Annotated in this window: 14 protein-coding genes; 8 read left to right on the top strand and 6 right to left on the bottom strand. The window is 44.1% G+C overall.

Annotated features, from left to right (window positions below; genetic code table 11):
* Nucleotides 1-142: 142 nt before the first annotated feature.
* Nucleotides 143-2377, bottom strand: a complete 2235-nt coding sequence (locus J4N44_RS22960; RefSeq protein ID WP_252045247.1) for a hypothetical protein — start codon at nt 2375-2377, stop codon at nt 143-145.
* A gap of 628 nt (nt 2378-3005) precedes the next feature.
* On the opposite strand from J4N44_RS22960, the gene J4N44_RS22955 reads away from it, so the two are divergent.
* The 6 genes from J4N44_RS22955 to J4N44_RS22930 all read left to right on the top strand — a co-directional run bounded on the left by J4N44_RS22955 (nt 3006) and on the right by J4N44_RS22930 (nt 8779).
* Nucleotides 3006-4898 (top strand): methyl-accepting chemotaxis protein, encoded by a 1893-nt coding sequence (locus J4N44_RS22955; protein WP_252045246.1) that lies wholly within the window; start codon nt 3006-3008, stop codon nt 4896-4898.
* 265 nt (nt 4899-5163) lie between these two features.
* A complete protein-coding gene (artP, locus tag J4N44_RS22950) occupies nt 5164-5892 on the top strand; it encodes an arginine ABC transporter ATP-binding protein ArtP (RefSeq protein ID WP_286037170.1) in 729 nt (242 codons plus the stop codon).
* 88 nt (nt 5893-5980) lie between these two features.
* Nucleotides 5981-6712, top strand: coding sequence for an arginine ABC transporter substrate-binding protein (locus J4N44_RS22945; protein ID WP_005443853.1), 732 nt, complete (start codon nt 5981-5983; stop codon nt 6710-6712).
* Between the two features lies 1 nt (nt 6713).
* Nucleotides 6714-7403, top strand: a complete 690-nt coding sequence (gene artQ, locus J4N44_RS22940) for an arginine ABC transporter permease ArtQ (RefSeq protein WP_005388570.1) — start codon at nt 6714-6716, stop codon at nt 7401-7403.
* Entirely contained in the window at nt 7400-8068 is a 669-nt protein-coding gene (artM, locus tag J4N44_RS22935) for an arginine ABC transporter permease ArtM (protein ID WP_252045244.1), read from the top strand. Before artQ ends, artM begins: the two co-directional genes overlap by 4 nt.
* Nucleotides 8069-8206: 138 nt before the next feature.
* Entirely contained in the window at nt 8207-8779 is a 573-nt protein-coding gene (locus J4N44_RS22930; RefSeq protein WP_252045243.1) for a dioxygenase family protein, read from the top strand.
* Nucleotides 8780-8788: 9 nt separating this feature from the next.
* On the opposite strand, the gene J4N44_RS22925 is transcribed toward J4N44_RS22930, so the two are convergent.
* Nucleotides 8789-9619: a LysR family transcriptional regulator gene (locus J4N44_RS22925; RefSeq protein ID WP_005450154.1), complete on the bottom strand. Its 831-nt coding sequence runs from the start codon at nt 9617-9619 to the stop codon at nt 8789-8791.
* Between the two features lie 118 nt (nt 9620-9737).
* Between J4N44_RS22925 and J4N44_RS22920 the strand changes: the two genes are divergently transcribed.
* A complete protein-coding gene (locus tag J4N44_RS22920; protein ID WP_252045242.1) occupies nt 9738-10385 on the top strand; it encodes a glutathione S-transferase family protein in 648 nt (215 codons plus the stop codon).
* Between the two features lie 88 nt (nt 10386-10473).
* Here J4N44_RS22920 and J4N44_RS22915 read toward each other — a convergent pair whose 3' ends face one another.
* The 4 genes from J4N44_RS22915 to J4N44_RS22900 form a co-directional block, all read right to left on the bottom strand.
* A complete protein-coding gene (locus tag J4N44_RS22915; protein ID WP_252045241.1) occupies nt 10474-12744 on the bottom strand; it encodes a glycoside hydrolase in 2271 nt (756 codons plus the stop codon).
* Between the two features lie 73 nt (nt 12745-12817).
* Nucleotides 12818-13642 (bottom strand): DUF2861 family protein, encoded by an 825-nt coding sequence (locus J4N44_RS22910; protein ID WP_050924706.1) that lies wholly within the window; start codon nt 13640-13642, stop codon nt 12818-12820.
* Nucleotides 13639-14289: a response regulator transcription factor gene (locus J4N44_RS22905; protein WP_252045240.1), complete on the bottom strand. Its 651-nt coding sequence runs from the start codon at nt 14287-14289 to the stop codon at nt 13639-13641. Before J4N44_RS22905 ends, J4N44_RS22910 begins: the two co-directional genes overlap by 4 nt.
* The gene (locus J4N44_RS22900) at nt 14267-15673 is read right to left on the bottom strand and encodes an ATP-binding protein (protein ID WP_252045239.1); all 1407 of its coding nucleotides are present in this window, start codon (nt 15671-15673) and stop codon (nt 14267-14269) included. The genes J4N44_RS22905 and J4N44_RS22900 overlap by 23 nt, the downstream gene beginning before the upstream one ends.
* A gap of 501 nt (nt 15674-16174) precedes the next feature.
* On the opposite strand from J4N44_RS22900, the gene J4N44_RS22895 reads away from it, so the two are divergent.
* On the top strand, nt 16175-19189 hold the full coding sequence (locus J4N44_RS22895; RefSeq protein ID WP_252045238.1) for an NADH-dependent flavin oxidoreductase: 3015 nt from the start codon (nt 16175-16177) through the stop codon (nt 19187-19189).
* Nucleotides 19190-19223 lie beyond the last annotated feature (34 nt).

Below are 19223 nucleotides of genomic sequence, written 5' to 3'. Positions count from 1 at the left end.
TCGAAGTGATAGTAGGCTCAAGATAGGAAGGGATAAATAGCGAACGCTTTGAGTCACTGTCAAAAATGATTTGATAATCAAGTGCGATAATTACATGAAGGATGTTGAGCAAGGTTGCGGGAAAGGGGGCTTAAGTCGCGGATCAATACAGTAAGAACAGTCCTTCGTATCCACCAATATGAATGTCGGAAACATAGTCTCCGACATTGCCATCCTTGTCGACAGGTCGCATTGGTTTGTCTAGCGTGATGGTGATTTTGGGCGCAGTAAAATAGTCCGCGCTTTTGCCAAAAAAATCTGTGCGATATAACACGCGCCCTTTGCTAAATTCTCTTGCTAACACCATCTCAATTGGACCATCGGAAACTATGGACTCCTCTGAGCGAAAGGCAAAATAGGTATATGTCGGTAGGACGTGAGCAAGACCATCGGGCAGATCTGCGTGCACCACTTCATTCATGGAAGAGTCACCAACCACGGTGTAATCAGCGGCTGAAGGAGTGCTGGTAGACATCATCAAAGGTATTGCTGTAAAGCCTTCTGGGATTTGATTTACTGGTTCGCCTAGATCAACGGCAAGTAATGCACTTGGTTGATAAGCGATGTTTTTGGGTACTCCGGCTTTCCAGAAGTTGTCGACAGTGGTGTTGTTGCTGCCGTACAGATAACCGCTGTTCCATTGATTAAAATAGCTGTATCCCGAGTGGTGATTTAAGTAGAACGCTGCTAGTGCAGAGTATTGATCCTGCTTCCAATTGTCTTCAGTGTTACCGAAGTACTGAACTCGACCATAACGTGTTGTTGCTTGGTAAATCACTTTCTGACCTACTTTGGCGAGAGCGGCGTTATCCCAGAATTTAGCCAAACCTGCATAGCCACTAAAGCCAATAGAAGGGAATAGATAGTGCTCCCGTAAGTACAGGGAACCTGCTTTAACTAAATGACTCTGTCCATTGCGACCATATAAGTTTGCCGTGCCTATGTTGAGACCAATTAGCACATCCGGATCCAGCGTTGCCAGTTTGTTTAAAAATGTCGAAAACTGAGCTTTGTACGCATCATCAGCGGCTTGGCTTCCTGCAACCAAACCAAGTTCATCTACCATACCACCGGAATAGATGTAGAACTGATTTGCACCAAGCAGTTTGTTTGTATCGTCATTGTATGCACCGTTTAAGCCTTGTTTCGCCCATTCTGCTTGGTAATAGTGGTGAACTGCGTTGGCAAAGTTGGGATTGCCGAGATTGGTTAATGCCCACGAGGAGGTTTGGTTCCACATTCGCCCAAATGGAATGACTCGAGACTCCCAACGGAAACGAGCGGTCGCATTTTTGTTTGAGCGGTTTTTATATTCATTCCAAGAGAGATAACTGTCTTGGTTAAGATCCGCAGATTTATCAAAGCCACGAATTTTGCGCCAACGTTGAATCGTTTTTCCGTCAGGTGTTGCCGTTGGTGCATTCGTCAACTTAACGGTTGGAAAACTGTTCTTGAGCTTCACTTCTTTTAGGTGAGGGCGATTCTTAATATTGTCATCATGCCAAGTCACTCTCGCGACATACAAGCGACCACCATCTCGCAAGAAGGTCGAACCAAAGTACTGACCGCCGCCATAGGTTTGTCCACTGCCATCGTGCGTTGTGGCACGAACCCAATCTGAAGGAACAGACCAGTTTACAGTCTGGTTTTTGGTCATGCTCTCGGTTTTGTCTTTCTTAATATCGAAGCTTGTCCATTCTGTTACCTGACCGAACGAATCGACAGAGGAAGGGTATTCAATGGTGAAGCTGCCACCTTGAGCAAATTGGGTGAACTTAAAAGCTAAGCGGTCGAACTTTTCTGAGTGATAAACATAGAGCGCCCCGCCATTATGAGCTTGACCGAATACGTCAGCGTCCCATGGCGGTGATTGATATAGCCAAAAACCGGCGTGGTCGGCGCTAGCGGTATAGCCAACGATCATCGGTTTTCGATTAAGCAGGGTATTTTCGCCATGAGTTTTGTCTACCTCGGCGATGATGGTGTCTTCGGCAAAATGGAGAAAGTAATCCTCGTAATCAATCCCATTCAGCTCTGCCTCGTTGCGAATATCGTTTTCTACCCAACCTGTATTGAGTTCAAGTTTTTGGCTGTACATGTAGCCAATGGCTTTGACGCGCTCGTTATCGGCTTTGTTTGGATACGTTCCAAAAACAACATCGGCATTCTCTAGCTCCCATTCAATAGCAGCAGCGGCTGAGATTGGGGTATCTTGCATATCAACGCCTTGTTCATGTAACCCCGGTAGAATGATCGCTGTCGCTGCCCATGTCATAGGCGCAGAAAGTAAGCTCAGAGCGCCCAAACCTGAGAGCATAAAATGCATTGGCTTCATCATTGAGTTGTCCCAATCAAAAATGTTGATTACTCAAATTGCGAATCAAATTAAGAAGAAGTATTAGCGATAGGTATGACCAATTCAAGGAAGGGTGAGTGTGTCTTTTGGTTTATCACTTTTATATCGAATCAATAGTTGTCGCTATTCAGTAATTTATAAAATTAATATTTACTGTCTCAAAAATGAAACTTGAAGAATAAAAGTTTCGATATTTCTAGTTCTTTTCAAAATGAAAATTTACGTATTTACGATGGTATTTCATGAAGAGCTAAAATAAGCATCAGATTTTATATTTTAAAAGTGATCTTTGTTGAGTTATTCATCAAAATGATTATCAAAATAAACTCATAAAGGTAAAATAGAGTGGCAATATAGTTCGCCTCGCTGGGGTTCTTTCAGTTTTGGCATATAGAGCGTATAAATCCGAAGTTGTGCTAGATAGTCCTCACACGGCTAGCCGCCTTTTGTTTATTCAGTTCATTGCCACTTTCTTATATTGAAAGTGCATATGAAACTAACTTTTTTTGTCTATATACACTTATAAAAGTCAGATAGAAAAAATATAAGTATTTTATTTAATCGCTTGTTTACAATAAGTAAACATTTGACCCTTTTGGATAAATGTCGCATGAATGCAAAGAATAAACTTTTAGCATCAATAGGTATTTTAATAATTACGATCGTAACTATTATTTCAGTGTTGAGTTACAACCAAATTAACTCTTCTTCCACAAACTCTTACCAAACTAACCTTTCTACCAGTACACATTTAATAACGTCAGCTGTTGAACAAAAGATCCAAACTTACTTTACGAGCTTAGAAGCGACAGCGTCTGCCATTGAAGTCAACAACCAAACTGCATCTATTGATAACCGTATGGTGGAGATGTTGGTTCAAGGTACAAAGAGCCTAGGGGTTTCCAACTACTTTATCGCGCTTCCTGACGGAACTCTTTACGATTCAGATTCAAAAGGTCTGCATCCAACTTTTAATGCTAAAAAGCTGCAAAGGGAGTGGTATGTAAAGGCGATGTCTGGGCAGGACCAAGTCGTAACTAAGCCGTTTAAAGCGAGCACGGGACAGATGTCTATTTCTCTCGTTATTCCGGTAAAACGAAACGGTGAGGTCGTGGCGATTGTTGGTTTGAGTCTGCTGATGAACGATTTGACTCGCTTCATTAATGGGTTGGCGGAAGACAGCAATGTTTTTGTTGCTCGTGAAGATGGTTACTTGATGGCGGCGTATGAAGAGCAGCTTGTCGGCGAAGATTTGTTTGAGTTACGACCTTCATACAAGCAGTACGCGAGTGATGCATCTAGCTCACACTCTTACACGGTTCCAGACCGTGGTGAGTTTTACGTTGTATCTGAACGTTCGAAAGCGCTTGGTTGGACCGTTTGGGCTTTCGCGAGCTGGGAAGACATTAAAGCGACGTCTCGTGAAGCAGTGATCACCAACTTAGTTTCTGGTCTCGTGTTCATTATTATTGGCACGCTAGGTGCGTCATTGTTAATTCAAAAGTTGTTATACAACCCAATTGGTGGTGAGCCGAAAGAGATTGAACGTCTAGTCGACAAGATTGCGAATGGTGATCTGACCGATATTCCAGCTGCAAAAGGCAGTGACATTGGTGTGTATCGTTCAACACTGTTAATGGCAGATAAGTTGAAGACTATGATCACCGACATCAATTTGTCTTCGGAAGAGCTTATTGAAGCGTCGAGCAAGCTGGAGCGTTCATCTATCAAAGTGGATGGCTCATCTAAATCTCAAATGATGCAGCTGGAGCAAGTTGCAACCGCAATGAACGAGATGACAGCAACGGTGGCCGAGGTTGCCCAGAGTGCGGTTGAGGCATCAAGCTCATCAAGCGATGCACATAACAGCTCAGAGCAAGGTTTGACGGTTGTTGCTCAAATGAACTCTGATATTACGACGCTTGTAAACGACATCAACCAGGTCCAACAGGTGATACGTAACGTTCATACTGAAACGGAAAATGTCGGCGGTATTCTGGATGTGATTCGTGGCATTGCTGATCAAACGAACCTGCTTGCACTGAATGCTGCTATTGAAGCTGCACGTGCTGGTGAGCATGGTCGCGGTTTTGCTGTAGTAGCGGATGAAGTTCGCTCTCTTGCGACGAAAACGCAACAAAGCACCAATGAGATCCAATCGATGATTGAAGTTCTGCAAGAGCAAGCGAACAAGTCGGTATTGCTGATGCAAGACAACTCGGACAGTGCAAAACGCACGCTTGATAAGGCAGAAGAGGCGACGTTATCTCTAGACCAGATTCGCCATGAAATCCAACGAATCCAAGATATGAACCACCAAATTGCCACTGCGGCTGAAGAGCAATCTCAGGTGGCGCATGAGATCAACGAAAGCGTGATTAACGTGAATGATCTTGCACGCGATACGACGGTAGATGTTCAAGACAATGTGGATACATCAGAAGCCTTGATTGCGATGTCGAATAAGCTTCGTGATAGTGTCAGCATGTTTAAGTTGAACTAAGTTATATCGTTCAAGATTAAGACTTAACACCAACGAAAGAGAGGCGCATGCCTCTCTTTTTATTGCCTTTCATTGACTTCCTTTCCATTAGGTTTTTCAACAAATCTCGTTAAAACCTAAACTCATTGCACCAGTCATATACTCTGCTATGTTGGTTGTTTATTATACAAAAAATTAACAATCTAAATTTTTATACATTTTTATTGCATAAAATCTCTTTCTTGCTAGTATAACTCCCAGATGACAATTAATGCAGTATGGCAGCATGAGTATTCAAGTTGAAAGTATCAATAAATCTTACGGCGATACCCAAGTTTTACACGATGTCAGTTTTAATTGTGAAAGCGGTGAAACGCTGGTGTTACTCGGTCCAAGTGGTGCAGGGAAGAGCTCTCTACTACGTGTTCTTAACCTTCTTGAAGGCGCGGATAACGGGCAATTAAACATCGCTGATGACGCATTCGACTTTTCAACTGAAATCAAAGAGAAACAAGGTTTAGCGCTTCGTCGTAAAGTGGGCATGGTTTTCCAACAGTACAATCTATGGCCACACATGACAGTGATGGAGAACCTGATTGAGGCTCCGGTCAAAGTCTCTGGCATGGATAAAGAAGAAGCGAAGAAGCAGGCAATGCAAATTCTCGCAACGCTGCATTTGGCAGACAAAGCGGATGCATGGCCGATGCAACTTTCTGGTGGTCAGCAACAACGTGTGGCGATAGCCCGTGCGCTGATGATGAAACCAGAAGTCTTACTTTTTGATGAGCCTACCGCAGCGCTTGACCCTGAAATTACGAATCAAGTGGTCAAGATCATTAATGATTTAAGCGAAACGGGAATTACACAAGTTGTTGTGACCCATGAGGTGGATTTCGCCAAGAAAATCGCTAGCCATGTTCTATACCTAGAAAAAGGGCACATCGTAGAGCACGGTACGCACGACGCATTTGTTAATCCGCAAACCATTCAGTTTGCCGATTACCTAAATCACTAAATTACGTTTTTAAAGTTCAGTCTATTTAACAGATAAGCTCGGCTGTCATTGCGAGTGTCAGCCCACTAAGTACACACGGAGTATTGCAATGAAAAAGATTCTACTAGCTTCACTAATCGGCCTTGTCTCAGCGAACGCAGCAGCACAAGAAGAGATCAAATTTGCGATGGAAGCGACTTACGCACCGTTCGAATACATGGATGAAAACAACCAAATCCAAGGTTTTGATGTGGATCTGGCGAACGCACTATGTAAAGAAATGGAAGCAAAATGTACCTTCCACAACCAGTCTTTTGACAGCCTGATCCCTGCATTAAAATTCAAGCGTTATGATGCGGCTATCTCTGCAATGGATATTACTGATGCACGTTTGGAGCAAGTGAACTTTTCTGACCCTTACTACGACAACTCAGCAGCGTTTGTTTCTATCAAAGAAAAAGTGGCTGATCAAAAAGCACTAGAAGGTAAGCGTGTTGGTGTTCAAAACGGTTCAACACACCAAAGCTACCTGATTGAGCAAATGCCGGGCGTAACCGCGGTTCCTTACTCAAGCTACCAAGACGCGTTCATCGATATGAAAAATGGCCGTATTGATTCTGTATTCGGTGACACAGCAGTCGTAGCAGAATGGTTCAAGAAAGAAGATAACCTAGCTTACGTGGGTGAGCACGTCACTAACCCTAAATACTTCGGTAACGGTTTCGGTATCGCAGTAAACAAAGGTAACGACGAGCTAGTGAACAAGCTGAACACAGCACTGAAAACAGTGAAAGCAAACGGCGAATACGACGTAATCTACAACAAGTACTTCGGTAAGTAATATGGCACTAACGGGTTACTCTTTATCGCTTGTTCAAGCTAGTTGGATGACTGTCCAGCTAGCCTTCACAAGCCTATTAGTCGGTTTGATTCTGGCAGTGGTATTCGCCAGTGGTGAAATGTCTCGCCGCGTTTTCGTTAAATGGCCAATGACGGCGTTTGTGACGATTGTACGTGGCTTGCCAGAAATCCTTGTCGTGTTGTTCATCTATTTTGGTTCGACGCAGGTTCTGTTTTTAATCACCGGAGACTTTATAGAGGTTAGCCCGTTCTTGTCTGGCGTGGTGGCGTTGTCGTTAATCTTCGCTTCTTATGCTTCTCAAACTCTACGTGGCGCATTGAAAGCCGTTGGAAGAGGGCAAAGAGAGGCAGCAAGTGCACTCGGCATCAGTCAAGCACACGCTTTTGTTCGCATTGTTTTGCCACAAGCGGTAAGACACGCGCTACCAGGTTTAACTAACCAATGGTTGGTTTTGCTGAAAGATACCGCGCTTGTATCACTGATTGGCGTAACGGATTTATTGAAGCAAGCACAGCTAACATCTGCAGCGACGCATGAAGCGTTTACATGGTACGCAACTGCTGCGGCGATTTACTTAGGCATTACTTTGATTACGCAACGTGCCGTAAAACTGATTGATAAGAAGTTCTCAATTCAAGGCATGAGTATGGGACAGGAGGCTACCGCATGAACGAACAACACGTTTGGCAAATGCTGGATGGCTTAGGCACTAGCCTTCAATTGACCGCCGCTTCTTTGGTGGTGGGCTGTCTCTTAGCTTTGATGATGACGCTGACTCTGATCTTACGTACTCCGGGTTTGAATTGGTTAAGTCGTGGCATCATCACCTTGTTTACTGGTACACCTTTGTTGGTGCAGATCTTCTTGGTGTATTACGGTCCAGGTCAGTTTGATGTCGTAAGAGAAAGCGTATTCTGGACATGGTTAAGCCAACCTTGGTTCTGTGCGATGCTAGCACTAGCACTCAATACCGCTGCTTACAGCACTCAGTTGTTCAAAGGAGCGTTTAACGCGATTCCTTCCGGTCAATGGCAAGCGTGTCGTGCATTAGGCATGAACAAAACAGCAACACTGAAAGTGCTTCTGCCATACGCTATTCGCCGTGCTGTTCCGGCTTACTCGAACGAAGTGATTTTGGTCTTCAAAGGCACGTCACTAGCAAGCACGATTACGATCATGGATCTGATGGGTTATGCGCAGCGCATTAACGCACAAACCTACGATACGTTGACGGTATTTGGTATTGCAGGCGCATTTTATTTAACGGTAAATGGTGTGCTGACTCTCATTTTCCGTCAGGTAGAGAAGAAAGCATTGGCGTTCGAAGCCGCATAATCCTTCAATCAACACTCATCGTTTAGTTCCACAGTGCCTCTGCGAATGACTCTCTTGCAGGGGCATTTTTTATATTTGTCATGGCAAATTCCTCGAGTTCCACCAAACTTAATTCAACCCAATTGCATTGGTGGCATCATGGAAAGAAGACACTTTTTAGCACTGTGGACATTGTTGTTCGCCCCCTCTTTAAAAGCGAAAACACCAATGCGGTCGACGCCAGCACAAACAGAAGGACCATTTTATCCAGTAGTGGATATTCCTCTTCGTCAAAACTTGATTCTGCAATCAGAAGGCTTGGCCGGTGAACCTATCGTGTTGCAAGGCAGAGTATTAGATACATCGGGAAACCCTGCCTCAGGCATCAAAGTAGAAATCTGGCAATGCGATGGGCAGGGGATTTACGATCATCCTAAGCAACCAAATAACGATAAGTTTGATGCTCACTTTGCTGGCTTTGGCGCAGTCGAAACTCAATCGGATGGTCGCTACTTGTTTCAGACCTTATACCCTGTACGTTATGCTTCTCGCCCACCGCATATTCACGTTAAGTTGTGGCGAGATAATCAAGAACTTCTGACCACTCAGTTGTACTTGAAAGGCAATACTGGCGATGAATGGTGGGGAGGTAAAGCCCGTGATTATCTGCAGTTTGAAACTATACGAATCGACGGGCGGTTAACAGGCGAATTTAACTTTGTGATTGGCTAGCTAATCCGGTTAAGCCATTAACTCAACCAATTGCGCCAAGCATTCTTTATCCAGTATTGGATGAGGCTCAACACCCGTGACTAAAACGATATCCACGGAAGGCAGCGATGGCATATCGTTTAAGATCTCGAGATCATCGCTAACGCTAATACTGCCCATAGCACCGATAGCCATGCCTGAACGTACAATCGCTCTTTGTGCCGATGCTGTATTGCAACACGCCAGTAGTTGATAAGGGATACCACGTTTGGTTAATCCGTCTACCGCTGCCGCATGGTATTTGCAGTCGGTTTGGAAAAGGGCAAGAGGGAGAGGTTGGGCGGTCTCGATGCTAAAATCAGGGTGAGCAATCCACACGCCTTTGTCGCTTGCTAGCCAATAACCTTCTTCACTGTCCGGTGCTCTAGTCACAATAGCGGCGTCTAGCTTTCCTTCATCCAGCTTTTCTCTCAAGGTGATGCTGGGCTCACTGAAGACTTGAATCGAACACGTGGGTTCAGATTGTTGTAATACACGAATGACTTTAGGCAGGATATTGTCGTTGTAATCTTCTGGACAACCTAAGCGAAGAGGACGCTTATTTTCATAGCGTTTCACCTGTTTCAGCGCTTGATTATGCAAGCTGACTAGTTGCTCTGCATGAGAGCGTAGTGCCAATCCCGCTTCACTTAAGACAAGATTGCGACCTTCTTTTTCAAATAAGCTGACACTGAGCTCGTCTTCCAACTTACGCATTTGTGCACTAAACGCTGATTGGGTGCGATTGATCTGCTTGGCAGCACGAGTGAAACTTCCCGTTTCTACAAAAGCAAGAAAGCTGCGCAACGCATCGATATCCATATCTAAAACTCATCCATCGTTTTTGTTGAAGTGTTCTATCAAAACTATCCGTTAGTCCCCTTAAATACAATCAGATATTGTGAATGGGTAATCAAAACACGAACCGCATGGAGGCGTCATGAAACTGTTTATTGCTAACCAAAACTACTCAAGCTGGTCACTGCGCGCATGGCTGATCTTTTCTCAATTCAAACTGGATGTGAAAGTCACCAAGCTCAAGTTATTCACGGAAGATTTTTATAAGACCTTGGAAGATATTACACCAACGGCGAAAGTACCGGTCTTGATGAATGGCGATGCAACAGTGTGGGATTCATTAGCGATTTTGGAATACGTAAACGAGCAATACTTGCAAGGTAGAGCATGGCCAAGCAACTCTGCAGAAAGAGCTAAAGCACGCGCCATCGCTTCAGAAATGCATTCGGGTTTCTTTGATTTAAGAAACGAACTCCCAATGAATATCCGCGCGCGCAGAAAAGTCGATTTAACTGAAGGTGCACGTAAAGATATTGCTCGCATTGACGCTATTTGGGCAGAACAAGCCAAGCTGCATCCGAACGGCTGGTTATTTGGAGAATGGTCGATTGCAGATGCTATGTATGCACCTGTGGCATTGCGTTTCCAAACTTATGGCATCGAGTTATCGGAAGGTGCCAAAGCTTACCAACAGAAGGCGCTAGCAAGTGAATCTCTAAAGCAATGGTTGGAAGAGGCGAGTCAAGAAACGGATATCGTAGAAGAAGATGAAGCTGGGGTAGAGGTTTAAAGTCACCCCTCTACAGTGGTTGCTTAGTCTACGTCTAAGTAACCACTGTAGAGAAAGTGTCAGTAGAAATTAGATTGTTCCCTTTGGATTATTGCGCCTGACTGCACCAATTTATCTTTTGCCCATTACTTAGTTGTGCATAAATGCAACCTGCTTGTACGGCGATATTATTGTTGTCATAAGGAGAAGATGAGAAGTTAGCAATGATTTGGCTGCCATTCTCAAAGGTTGTCTGCTGGACCTTACCCTCAGAATCTAACCAAGAAAAATCCACTAACGCTTGGTTCCACAACTGTTGATGAATAGGAGCGAAGCCATCCTGATAGTGCTTTAGCGCTTGTATTCGTTTGCTTTGACCTGTCAGAGCTTCATCTCGAGTGAGATGTACCATCGCTGGGGTGTTGTACAACATCGCAGTTAGATCGCGCTCCATTTTTACATTGCTGAATTTTAGACTGTCAGTATGCCAATGATGAGAGTTAATCACTTCATCATGAAATACCGTTTGATAAAGGGGAACACGATATTGAGGTGCAAAGAGTAGTGAACGATAGGGCTCTTTTACTTTTGCAGATTTAAAGAAATACTCTGGTTTTTGGTCTGGGTACCAACGACCGAGGTAATACTCAGATTGGCGATGTTTCGTCATGTCGGCGTCAATCCAACCAAAGCCAACCGTTTCTAAGCCGTGAGCAAATGCAATGCCTTTAGTGGTTAACCCGTTGCCGTCTTCAGAGCCCAAAACAAGGTCGCTTTGTTTTGCCAACCAACCTAATCTTTGATTAAACGCGTCAAGCATGTCATTTTCGCCACTGTTGTCGCGGTAATCCTCTCTTGCCATTGCGGTCGCATCGACATCCAAGAAAAGACTATTAAAGTGACCATATTTAACAATATCTAACATCCGACGCTTTACATAGTCCAAGTGACAGTTCGGGTTGAGATAATATCCATTCCCTCGAAAGCCAGATTTCTTTTTTCCGCTAGCGAGTTCAATTGCGCACCCTAGGCGCATTTCTTCAGGCAAGTTTGCCGTTAACCAACCGTCGTTACTGCCTTTGTGAATCGCAGTGTTATAAGAATCGTATACGCCAACTAAATAGCCTTGTTGTTTCGCGGTATCTATAAGTTGTGGGTTATAGAAGCTTGGCATCCAATTATCAAAACCAAGCCAAAGATGAGCTAATCCCGCTTTGTGAAAGTTATCGAGCATGCCAGATGAAAGCGCTTGTCCCCAAGTATTTGTGCCATTCAAATAGCGACCAGCATGCGTTGCTAAGTAGGTCTTAATAGATTGAGCCGCGCGGTACTGATCTTGGATAGTATTGTTGTCTAAGGTTGGATAAGAGACAGGGAACTTTGTCGTTAACGAGTCAATAATTGAATCGAGCAGCAGTTGCTTGTGATACTGGCTAAACCATTTTTGCTGTTTTTTTAGTGCGTCTAGCTCTTGTTTTGCGGAGCTTGGTACTGTCAAATTGGATTGTGTCAAATACCAACTCTTCAGACCCCACCAGTCTTTTATATCACTAATGCTAAGCGGACCTTTACCAAACAAATACACGTGGCTTGCTCCAATGAGTTTCTTTACATTGGCATTGCGTTTTGCTTTTGCACTGAGAGGATCGCTGAATCCTTCATGTTGGCGCCATAGACGATATGCTTTTGCTCCGCTCAACTGCGTGTCATCAATCGATACTTGCAACTTAAAGGGTTCATCTTTATTAAGTTGCGTAAAGTGATGGCTCGCAGACATATTAATTCGTCCATTGACGCGTTCGAAGTTGAGTAGGTTATTGGTTGGCGTTGTAATGAGATAGTTGATGTACTTGCCGTTTTGTTCGACTGTCCAAAATGGCATTTTGAGATCTTGTGTCGTGTTTGAACCCGAATAGTTATCTTCGAGGAACGCAGCCCATTGCGCGTTAGAGATAGGAATTCGCATTCCCTCGCTAAGGGGTAATAGAAGCGTTTGGCTTCGATTTTCATTGAGATCAAACCAATTCAGAGACATTGGTTTTTGGCGAGAAACGGTCGTGTTTGATCCAGAGTCAAAGGAAAGGTCGAGCCTCGAGTCTGATAATCTTGCTGTGACTTCTATTTGGCTAGGAATAAGCTTCCAAGAAACAAGATTCTTTGCCATTTTAAGAATCTCATAACTTTGTTGCTTCTGTTTGTCGACGGTTAATGAGGCTTCGTTTATGGATAATGTATTCCAACGAATTTCCAGTGTTTGCGGTGCAATATAGATTTGGTTGTTTTGATCGTGAAGGTGTATAGGTCGGGCAAAACTTGGTCTGATTGCGATAAGACTAATACTACTAAGAAAAAGAAACAGTAAAACTTTTTTGGGTGACATAATTAAACTCCAATTAACGATAACGTCATTTAATCGAAGTGCGATATTGCGCGTGTCACCTATATGTCTCTATTCATCGATAGGGGATGGCTAATCGCTGGATATACTCAATTTGCACGCCATTTTGAAACTCAACTAATTCAACACTTGCAGTCAAATGTTCTGCTTTGTCCTCGGTGAACGGTTGTTTAGGAATGCCTTCAAGAGAATGGGTAAATGGGATCGTACTGCCTAGCAAATTGTAGTTCTTATCAAACCATTGCCACGTTGCCATGGCTTTTGGGCAAGATGAGACGCTACTTGGCAAAGTTGTTTCGACTGTTCTGTGCCCTTCTTTATTTTCCAGAGATAACCATGGTGCACCTTCCGGAATTGCAATCAGTAAATCTATTTTCTGGTTTCCAAGAGATAAGGTGTAAATTCCCGAGACTGGTTTTTGCAGCAGGTCAATGCTCTCGATTTCTTGATACTGTGGGTTGGCAATCAAGTTACCTTTAAGTAATGCAACACCATTTGGCGATGTGAGTGTAACGGATTGATTTTTCGTGTATTGCTCAACAGAAAGGCGGATTTGATAACCTTGAGAGGTGAGCCCAAATCGCCTAATCACACCAAGCGTGAGTTGTGACGTCAATTTCTTCCCTGAACTCAGCTCCGTTCCACAAGCGGTTTGGGATAGGAGTTCATTCTTGATAGGAACCCAGTATTTGCTACTGATTTCATTCTGACGTAGAGCGAGAAAAAGCTCTTGCCAAGCCAACTGAGGCTGATGAGTCAACGTGGCTTGATAAGTATGTTCCAGCGGAGAGGCTGTAAATAGGTTTGCGTGAGCATAAGTCGACAAAACCGTCCCCGCACCGGCTAAAGCGAATAGGAGCCTTTTGCATACTCGTGTCATTTTTGTTCCTCACGAAGTCGATAACCTACACCGCGATGTGTTTCAATGTTCAAGCTTGGCAGTTTTTGTCTCAAGTGCAATATGTGGTTGTCTACGGTACGAGTGCTGGGAAAGGCTTCATACCCCCAAATTTTGTTCAGCAATTCATCTCGGTGAAAAACTCGCCCTTGGTTTTGAACTAACAGCAATAGTAACTGGAATTCTTTCGGTTTTAGCGCAATGTTCAGCTGTTTAACTCGCGCTACTCTTTGCCCTAAATCCAATTCGATATTCTCGTATGTCAACAAACTAGAACCAAGAGGGCGCAATTGAGTGAGTACTCTTGCAAGTAACTCCTCGCTAGAAAATGGTTTAGTAACGTAATCTTTTGCGCCAGCCATTAGTCCTTCAATACGTTGCTCAACCTCTATTTTTGCCGTTAAAACGATAACAGGTACCGCTTTCAGCAATAGCCACTGAGCTAAGTGTTGTAAACTATCTCCGTCATTTAGCTGACGATCTAAAATTATCACATCCGCTTTATACCAGAGTTTGTTGGCTTGTTCGGCATTGGTCGCCCACAAACACTTGAACTGATGAGATGTGAAAAAGGCAACCAAGCCTTGACCGAGTAGTTCATCATCTTCAATCAGCAGAATGGTCTTCATAAGGTAGCTCCAATATACAACGAGTAGGGTTACGAAGAATGATGAGTTTTCCATTCGCCATCTTCATTAAATGTTTCACAATATCTAAACCAATCCCCATGTTGTTTGAATGAGCCGCTTTTGAAGGAAATAACCGTTGCCAATAAGAAGGGAACTGACCTTCATCTTGCACTTCTATCGTCAGTGTTTGGGAAACTTGAACATGCACAGTGATGGCTCCGGCTCCATGCTGTTGAGCGTTTTTGACTAAGTTTTCAAGACAAATGGTTAACCAGTAATAAGGTAAGCTGAGTTGCTTATCTTGGTTGAGTTGATATCTCACATTATTTTTCTCACAGCAGTAGGTTAGCCATTCTTCTAATGATGCGGTTTGATACAACAACTTATCTGATGTTGAGGTGCTCAAATAGGTCTTACTGTTCTCAGTAAGTTGCGAAAGGCGCTGATAATCTGAAACCAAACGCCAAAACGTATCTTGTAATGTCTCGTCCATATCATCAAATTGATGGCGAAATATATCTACAGTTAGCCCTAAGCTAGTGATAGGGGTTCGAAGTTCATGAGTGAGCAACTGTAAAATAAAACGTTTTTCTCGACGTTGTTTATGCTTTATAAAGCTCACTCGAGCAATAAAAGCTAAGCAAATGCCTCCTAAAAGAGTAAGCACGATCTGCCATGAAATTGTCGATGTGTTTCTTTCTGCGATGCATAAATTACTGTAAGTAAAAGCGCAATTCTCACCTTGTAAAGACAGATTGGCTTTTTGAGCTAGCGGCTGCCAAACCGAAGCAGACACCGCTTTTAAGCCACTTTCATTCCCAAGCCATAGGGTATCAGCCTCTAACCATGCTCGATAACCATTTAGCAGGGCATCTCGTCCTTGCGGAGAAAGGGAACCCAGCTTCCGATGTAAGGGGTTAATTGGGTTGGAAATTGTGGTGAATGGTGCAATTGCCATTAATGATTGTGGCTCAATGTTATTATATTTTTTGAGGTATCGATCGGCATAACTACCGCCTGCTGGGTGCATGACATTGTTTGAGCTAAACCAGTCCGGCTTTAATTGTTTTCCTCTACAAAGTGCCAGTTCAAACTCTATCGCTCGGTTAAGTTTGGCGTTATCTGACTTTATGCTTTGGCATTGGGTCGCGGCGGCGTTTAAGAGTCGTAAATCATGCCAAGTAAACGTTTTGAAGTCGGGATAGAGTGCACTACTTTTTAATAAGGCTGGTGGATAACGACTCAATTCGTTCTGTGTAAGGGCATATGGAGTGTTTTGCCATGTATTTTGGTAGAGCTCTTGCCAGCGATTTTGCAAGGTTTCTCCATGCGCCAAGCATGACAGTAAACTGCCAAACAATAAGAAAGATATGCGCTCAAACATGACAAACCTTGGTTTCAAATAGACCCTCGAATTCTAGAGCTATTTCACTGAGTTTTGTAACCCTACTGTCAACAATAGTACCGAAACATAAAAATACGGGGTACAGATAACGGCGATAATATCCGTACCTCGTAGGCTTGTTGAGTCGCTGAGTACTCGTCTAGTTACCCCATTCGCTTTTACCTTTTCTTCGCAAGTTAGCACTTAAATTACTCGTTATATTCCAGTTTGGAAAAGGTTTAACGCCTAACTAAACATTAAGGCATTGCACTTCATTTCCTGAAATTTTTACCATTCAAATCAAACCACTTAGCCTTTAATTAATGCGCATCATTCATAGCTAAAATGCAAAGTATTCATTTTACTCATACGGTCAAATCAATAATATTTTTGTGGTTATCGAATGAGGGCGTTGGTTTTCATATCAAAAACACTTGTGGTGCGTTGGTCGAATTGGAGGTGCCTTTGATATGAGAATTAATCTGTTAAAGGAAACTATTTATGGCTCAGTTAGTCGATGAAATTGTATTTCAATCAGGGGTCAAACTGCACAATCGTATCGTGATGGCACCGATGACGATTCAGTCTGCATTCTTTGATGGCGGCGTAACGCAAGAGATGATCAACTACTACGCGGCACGTTCTGGTGATGCAGGGGCAATCATTGTCGAGAGTGCGTTTGTAGAAAATTACGGTCGTGCTTTCCCTGGTGCGCTTGGTATTGATACCGACAGCAAAATCGCAGGTTTAACCAAACTTGCCGATGCGATTAAAGCAAAAGGCTCCAAAGCGATTCTGCAGATCTACCATGCGGGTCGTATGGCAAATCCTGAGTTCAATGGCGGACACCAACCGATTTCTGCAAGCCCTGTCGCTGCGCTACGTGACAACGCTGAAACACCACTTGAGATGACCAAAGAACAAATCGAAGAGATGATCGAGCGCTTTGGTGATGCAGTAAACCGTGCAATCCTTGCTGGCTTCGATGGCGTTGAAATCCACGGCGCAAACACATACCTGATTCAGCAATTCTTCTCGCCACACTCAAACCGTCGTAACGACAAATGGGGTGGCAACATTGAAAGACGTGCTTCTTTCCCACTGGCTGTACTTGCAAAAACTAAGCAAGTGGCTGAGCAACATAACAAATCTGATTTCATCATCGGTTACCGCTTCTCTCCTGAAGAGATTGAACAGCCGGGCATCCGCTTTGATGACACCATGTTCCTACTAGATAAGCTTGCGACTCACGGCTTGGATTACTTCCATTTCTCAATGGGTAGCTGGTTACGTAACTCGATCGTTACGCCTGAGGACCAAGAGCCGCTAATCGACAAATACCGTAAGCTTCAATCTGAAAGTGTGGCGAAAGTGCCAGTGATTGGTGTTGGTGGCATTGCTCAACGCAAAGATGCAGAAAACGCACTTGAGCAAGGTTACGACATGGTTAGTGTCGGTAAAGGTTATTTGGTTGAACCTACTTGGGCAAACAAAGCGCTTAACGATGAGATCTGTGCTGAGTTCGCGGACATCGCGCAACAAGAAGCGCTGCAAATCCCAACACCACTTTGGGAAATTATGGATTACATGATTGTGGACAGCGCAGCAGAAGCATTGAAGCACCAACGCATCAAAGAGCTGCAGAACGTTCCAATCAAGTTTAACTCCGGTGAATACACGGCGTATGGTCGTGGTCACAATGGTGACTTGCCGGTTACCGTTACTTTCTCTGAAGATAAAATCCTCAACATTGTGGTGGACTCTTCAAAAGAATCGGACGGCATCGCAAACCCAGCGTTTGAACGTATTCCTCAACAAATTCTTGATGGACAAACACTGAACATCGATGTGATTTCAGGCGCGACAGTCAGCAGCCAAGCGGTACTGGACGGCGTATCGAACGCGGTTGATCTGGCGGGCGGTAACTCAGAAGCACTGCGCTGCAAAGCCAAAGAAGCGGTGGCATGGTCATCGAAAACCATCGAAGAAACCGTGGATATCGTGGTTGTTGGTGGCGGCGGTGCTGGCTTGAGTGCAACCTTGACGGCACTAGACAAAGGTAAGTCGGTTATTTTGCTTGAGAAGTTCCCTGCAATCGGTGGTAACACGGTGCGTACTGGCGGTTGGGTGAACGCGGCAGAACCAAAATGGCAAGGTGATTTCCCAGCACTCCCTGGCGAAAAAGAAACCTTGATGCTGCTAGCGAAAACAGCGGAATCCGAGTTTGCGGGTGAGTACCTTGAAGATTTCAAAGTACTTAAAGCACAACTAGACGGTTACTTTACAGACCTTGAAAACGGCAAGCAGTACTTGTTTGATTCTGTCGAGTTACACCGCATTCAAACCTACCTTGGCGGTAAACGTACCGACCTAAACGGTGAATCGATTTATGGTCAATACGATTTGGTTGAAACCCTAACATCTCGCTCTATGGAATCCATTGATTGGTTGAGTGAGAAGGGCATTGATTTTGACCGTAGCGTTGTTGAGATTCCTGTTGGTGCCTTGTGGCGTCGTGCACACAAACCTAAACGTCCAAAAGGCGTAGAGTTTGTCGACAAACTATCAAAACGCATTCAAGAACAAAACGGTCGCATCATCACAGATACACGTGCAACGGATTTGATGGTTGATAACGGTAAAGTGGTTGGCATCAAAGCGGTTCAAGCGGACGGTACTGAGCTTATCCTTCATGTGAATCATGGCGTGGTATTGGCTTCTGGTGGTTTCGGCGCAAACACTCAGATGATCAAAAAGTACAACACCTACTGGAAAGAAATCGCGGACGACATCAAGACCACAAACTCACCAGCATTGGTTGGTGACGGCATCGAAATTGGTGAGAAAGCGGGCGCAGAATTAGTCGGCATGGGCTTTGTGCAATTAATGCCAGTTGGTGACCCTAAATCAGGTGCGCTGCTAACCGGTCTGATTGTGCCACCAGAGAACTTTGTATTCGTGAACAAGCAAGGTAAGCGCTTTGTTGATGAGTGTGGTAGCCGTGACGTGCTTTCTGAGGCGTTCTTCGATAACGGTGGTCTGATCTACATGATTGCGGATGAGAACATTCGTCAAACCGCAGCGAATACATCAGATGAAACCATCGAGCGCGAAATCAAAGAAGGCATCATTATTCAAGCTGATACGCTAGAAGAGTTGGCTGAGAAAATTGGCGTTCCGACGCAAGAGCTAACGAACACCATCGCACAATACAACGCTTGTGTGGATGCAGGACAGGATCCTGAGTTCCATAAGAGTGCATTCGGTTTGAAAGTGGAAAAAGCACCTTTCTACGCGACGCCACGTCAGCCTTCAGTTCACCATACAATGGGCGGCTTGAAGATTGATACTAAGGCGCGAGTGATTGGTAAAGATGGCGAAGTTATTCAAGGTCTGTACGCAGCAGGCGAAGTAACGGGTGGCATCCACGCGGGTAACCGTCTCGGAGGTAACGCGCTGATCGATATCTTCACTTATGGTCGTATCGCTGGTGAAAGTGTTTCTGATCTTGTTTAAGCACTCATTCAAGAGAGAAACAGAGCAAGATAGG

The sequence above is a fragment of the Vibrio sp. SCSIO 43155 genome, from assembly GCF_023716605.1.
GTDB classification, from domain to species: domain Bacteria; phylum Pseudomonadota; class Gammaproteobacteria; order Enterobacterales; family Vibrionaceae; genus Vibrio; species Vibrio harveyi.
This window is presented reverse-complemented; position numbering and strand designations above follow the sequence as displayed.

Excerpts from the sequence above, each read along its gene's own strand:
- J4N44_RS22960 (WP_252045247.1), bottom strand. The coding sequence starts at position 2,377 with ATGATGAAGCCAATGCATTTTATGCTCTCAGGTTTGGGCGCTCTGAGC.
- J4N44_RS22955 (WP_252045246.1), top strand. The coding sequence starts at position 3,006 with ATGAATGCAAAGAATAAACTTTTAGCATCAATAGGTATTTTAATAATT.
- artP (WP_286037170.1), top strand. The coding sequence starts at position 5,164 with ATGAGTATTCAAGTTGAAAGTATCAATAAATCTTACGGCGATACCCAA.
- J4N44_RS22945 (WP_005443853.1), top strand. The coding sequence starts at position 5,981 with ATGAAAAAGATTCTACTAGCTTCACTAATCGGCCTTGTCTCAGCGAAC.
- artQ (WP_005388570.1), top strand. The coding sequence starts at position 6,714 with ATGGCACTAACGGGTTACTCTTTATCGCTTGTTCAAGCTAGTTGGATG.
- artM (WP_252045244.1), top strand. The coding sequence starts at position 7,400 with ATGAACGAACAACACGTTTGGCAAATGCTGGATGGCTTAGGCACTAGC.
- J4N44_RS22930 (WP_252045243.1), top strand. The coding sequence starts at position 8,207 with ATGGAAAGAAGACACTTTTTAGCACTGTGGACATTGTTGTTCGCCCCC.
- J4N44_RS22925 (WP_005450154.1), bottom strand. The coding sequence starts at position 9,619 with ATGGATATCGATGCGTTGCGCAGCTTTCTTGCTTTTGTAGAAACGGGA.
- J4N44_RS22920 (WP_252045242.1), top strand. The coding sequence starts at position 9,738 with ATGAAACTGTTTATTGCTAACCAAAACTACTCAAGCTGGTCACTGCGC.
- J4N44_RS22915 (WP_252045241.1), bottom strand. The coding sequence starts at position 12,744 with ATGTCACCCAAAAAAGTTTTACTGTTTCTTTTTCTTAGTAGTATTAGT.
- J4N44_RS22910 (WP_050924706.1), bottom strand. The coding sequence starts at position 13,642 with ATGACACGAGTATGCAAAAGGCTCCTATTCGCTTTAGCCGGTGCGGGG.
- J4N44_RS22905 (WP_252045240.1), bottom strand. The coding sequence starts at position 14,289 with ATGAAGACCATTCTGCTGATTGAAGATGATGAACTACTCGGTCAAGGC.
- J4N44_RS22900 (WP_252045239.1), bottom strand. The coding sequence starts at position 15,673 with ATGTTTGAGCGCATATCTTTCTTATTGTTTGGCAGTTTACTGTCATGC.
- J4N44_RS22895 (WP_252045238.1), top strand. The coding sequence starts at position 16,175 with ATGGCTCAGTTAGTCGATGAAATTGTATTTCAATCAGGGGTCAAACTG.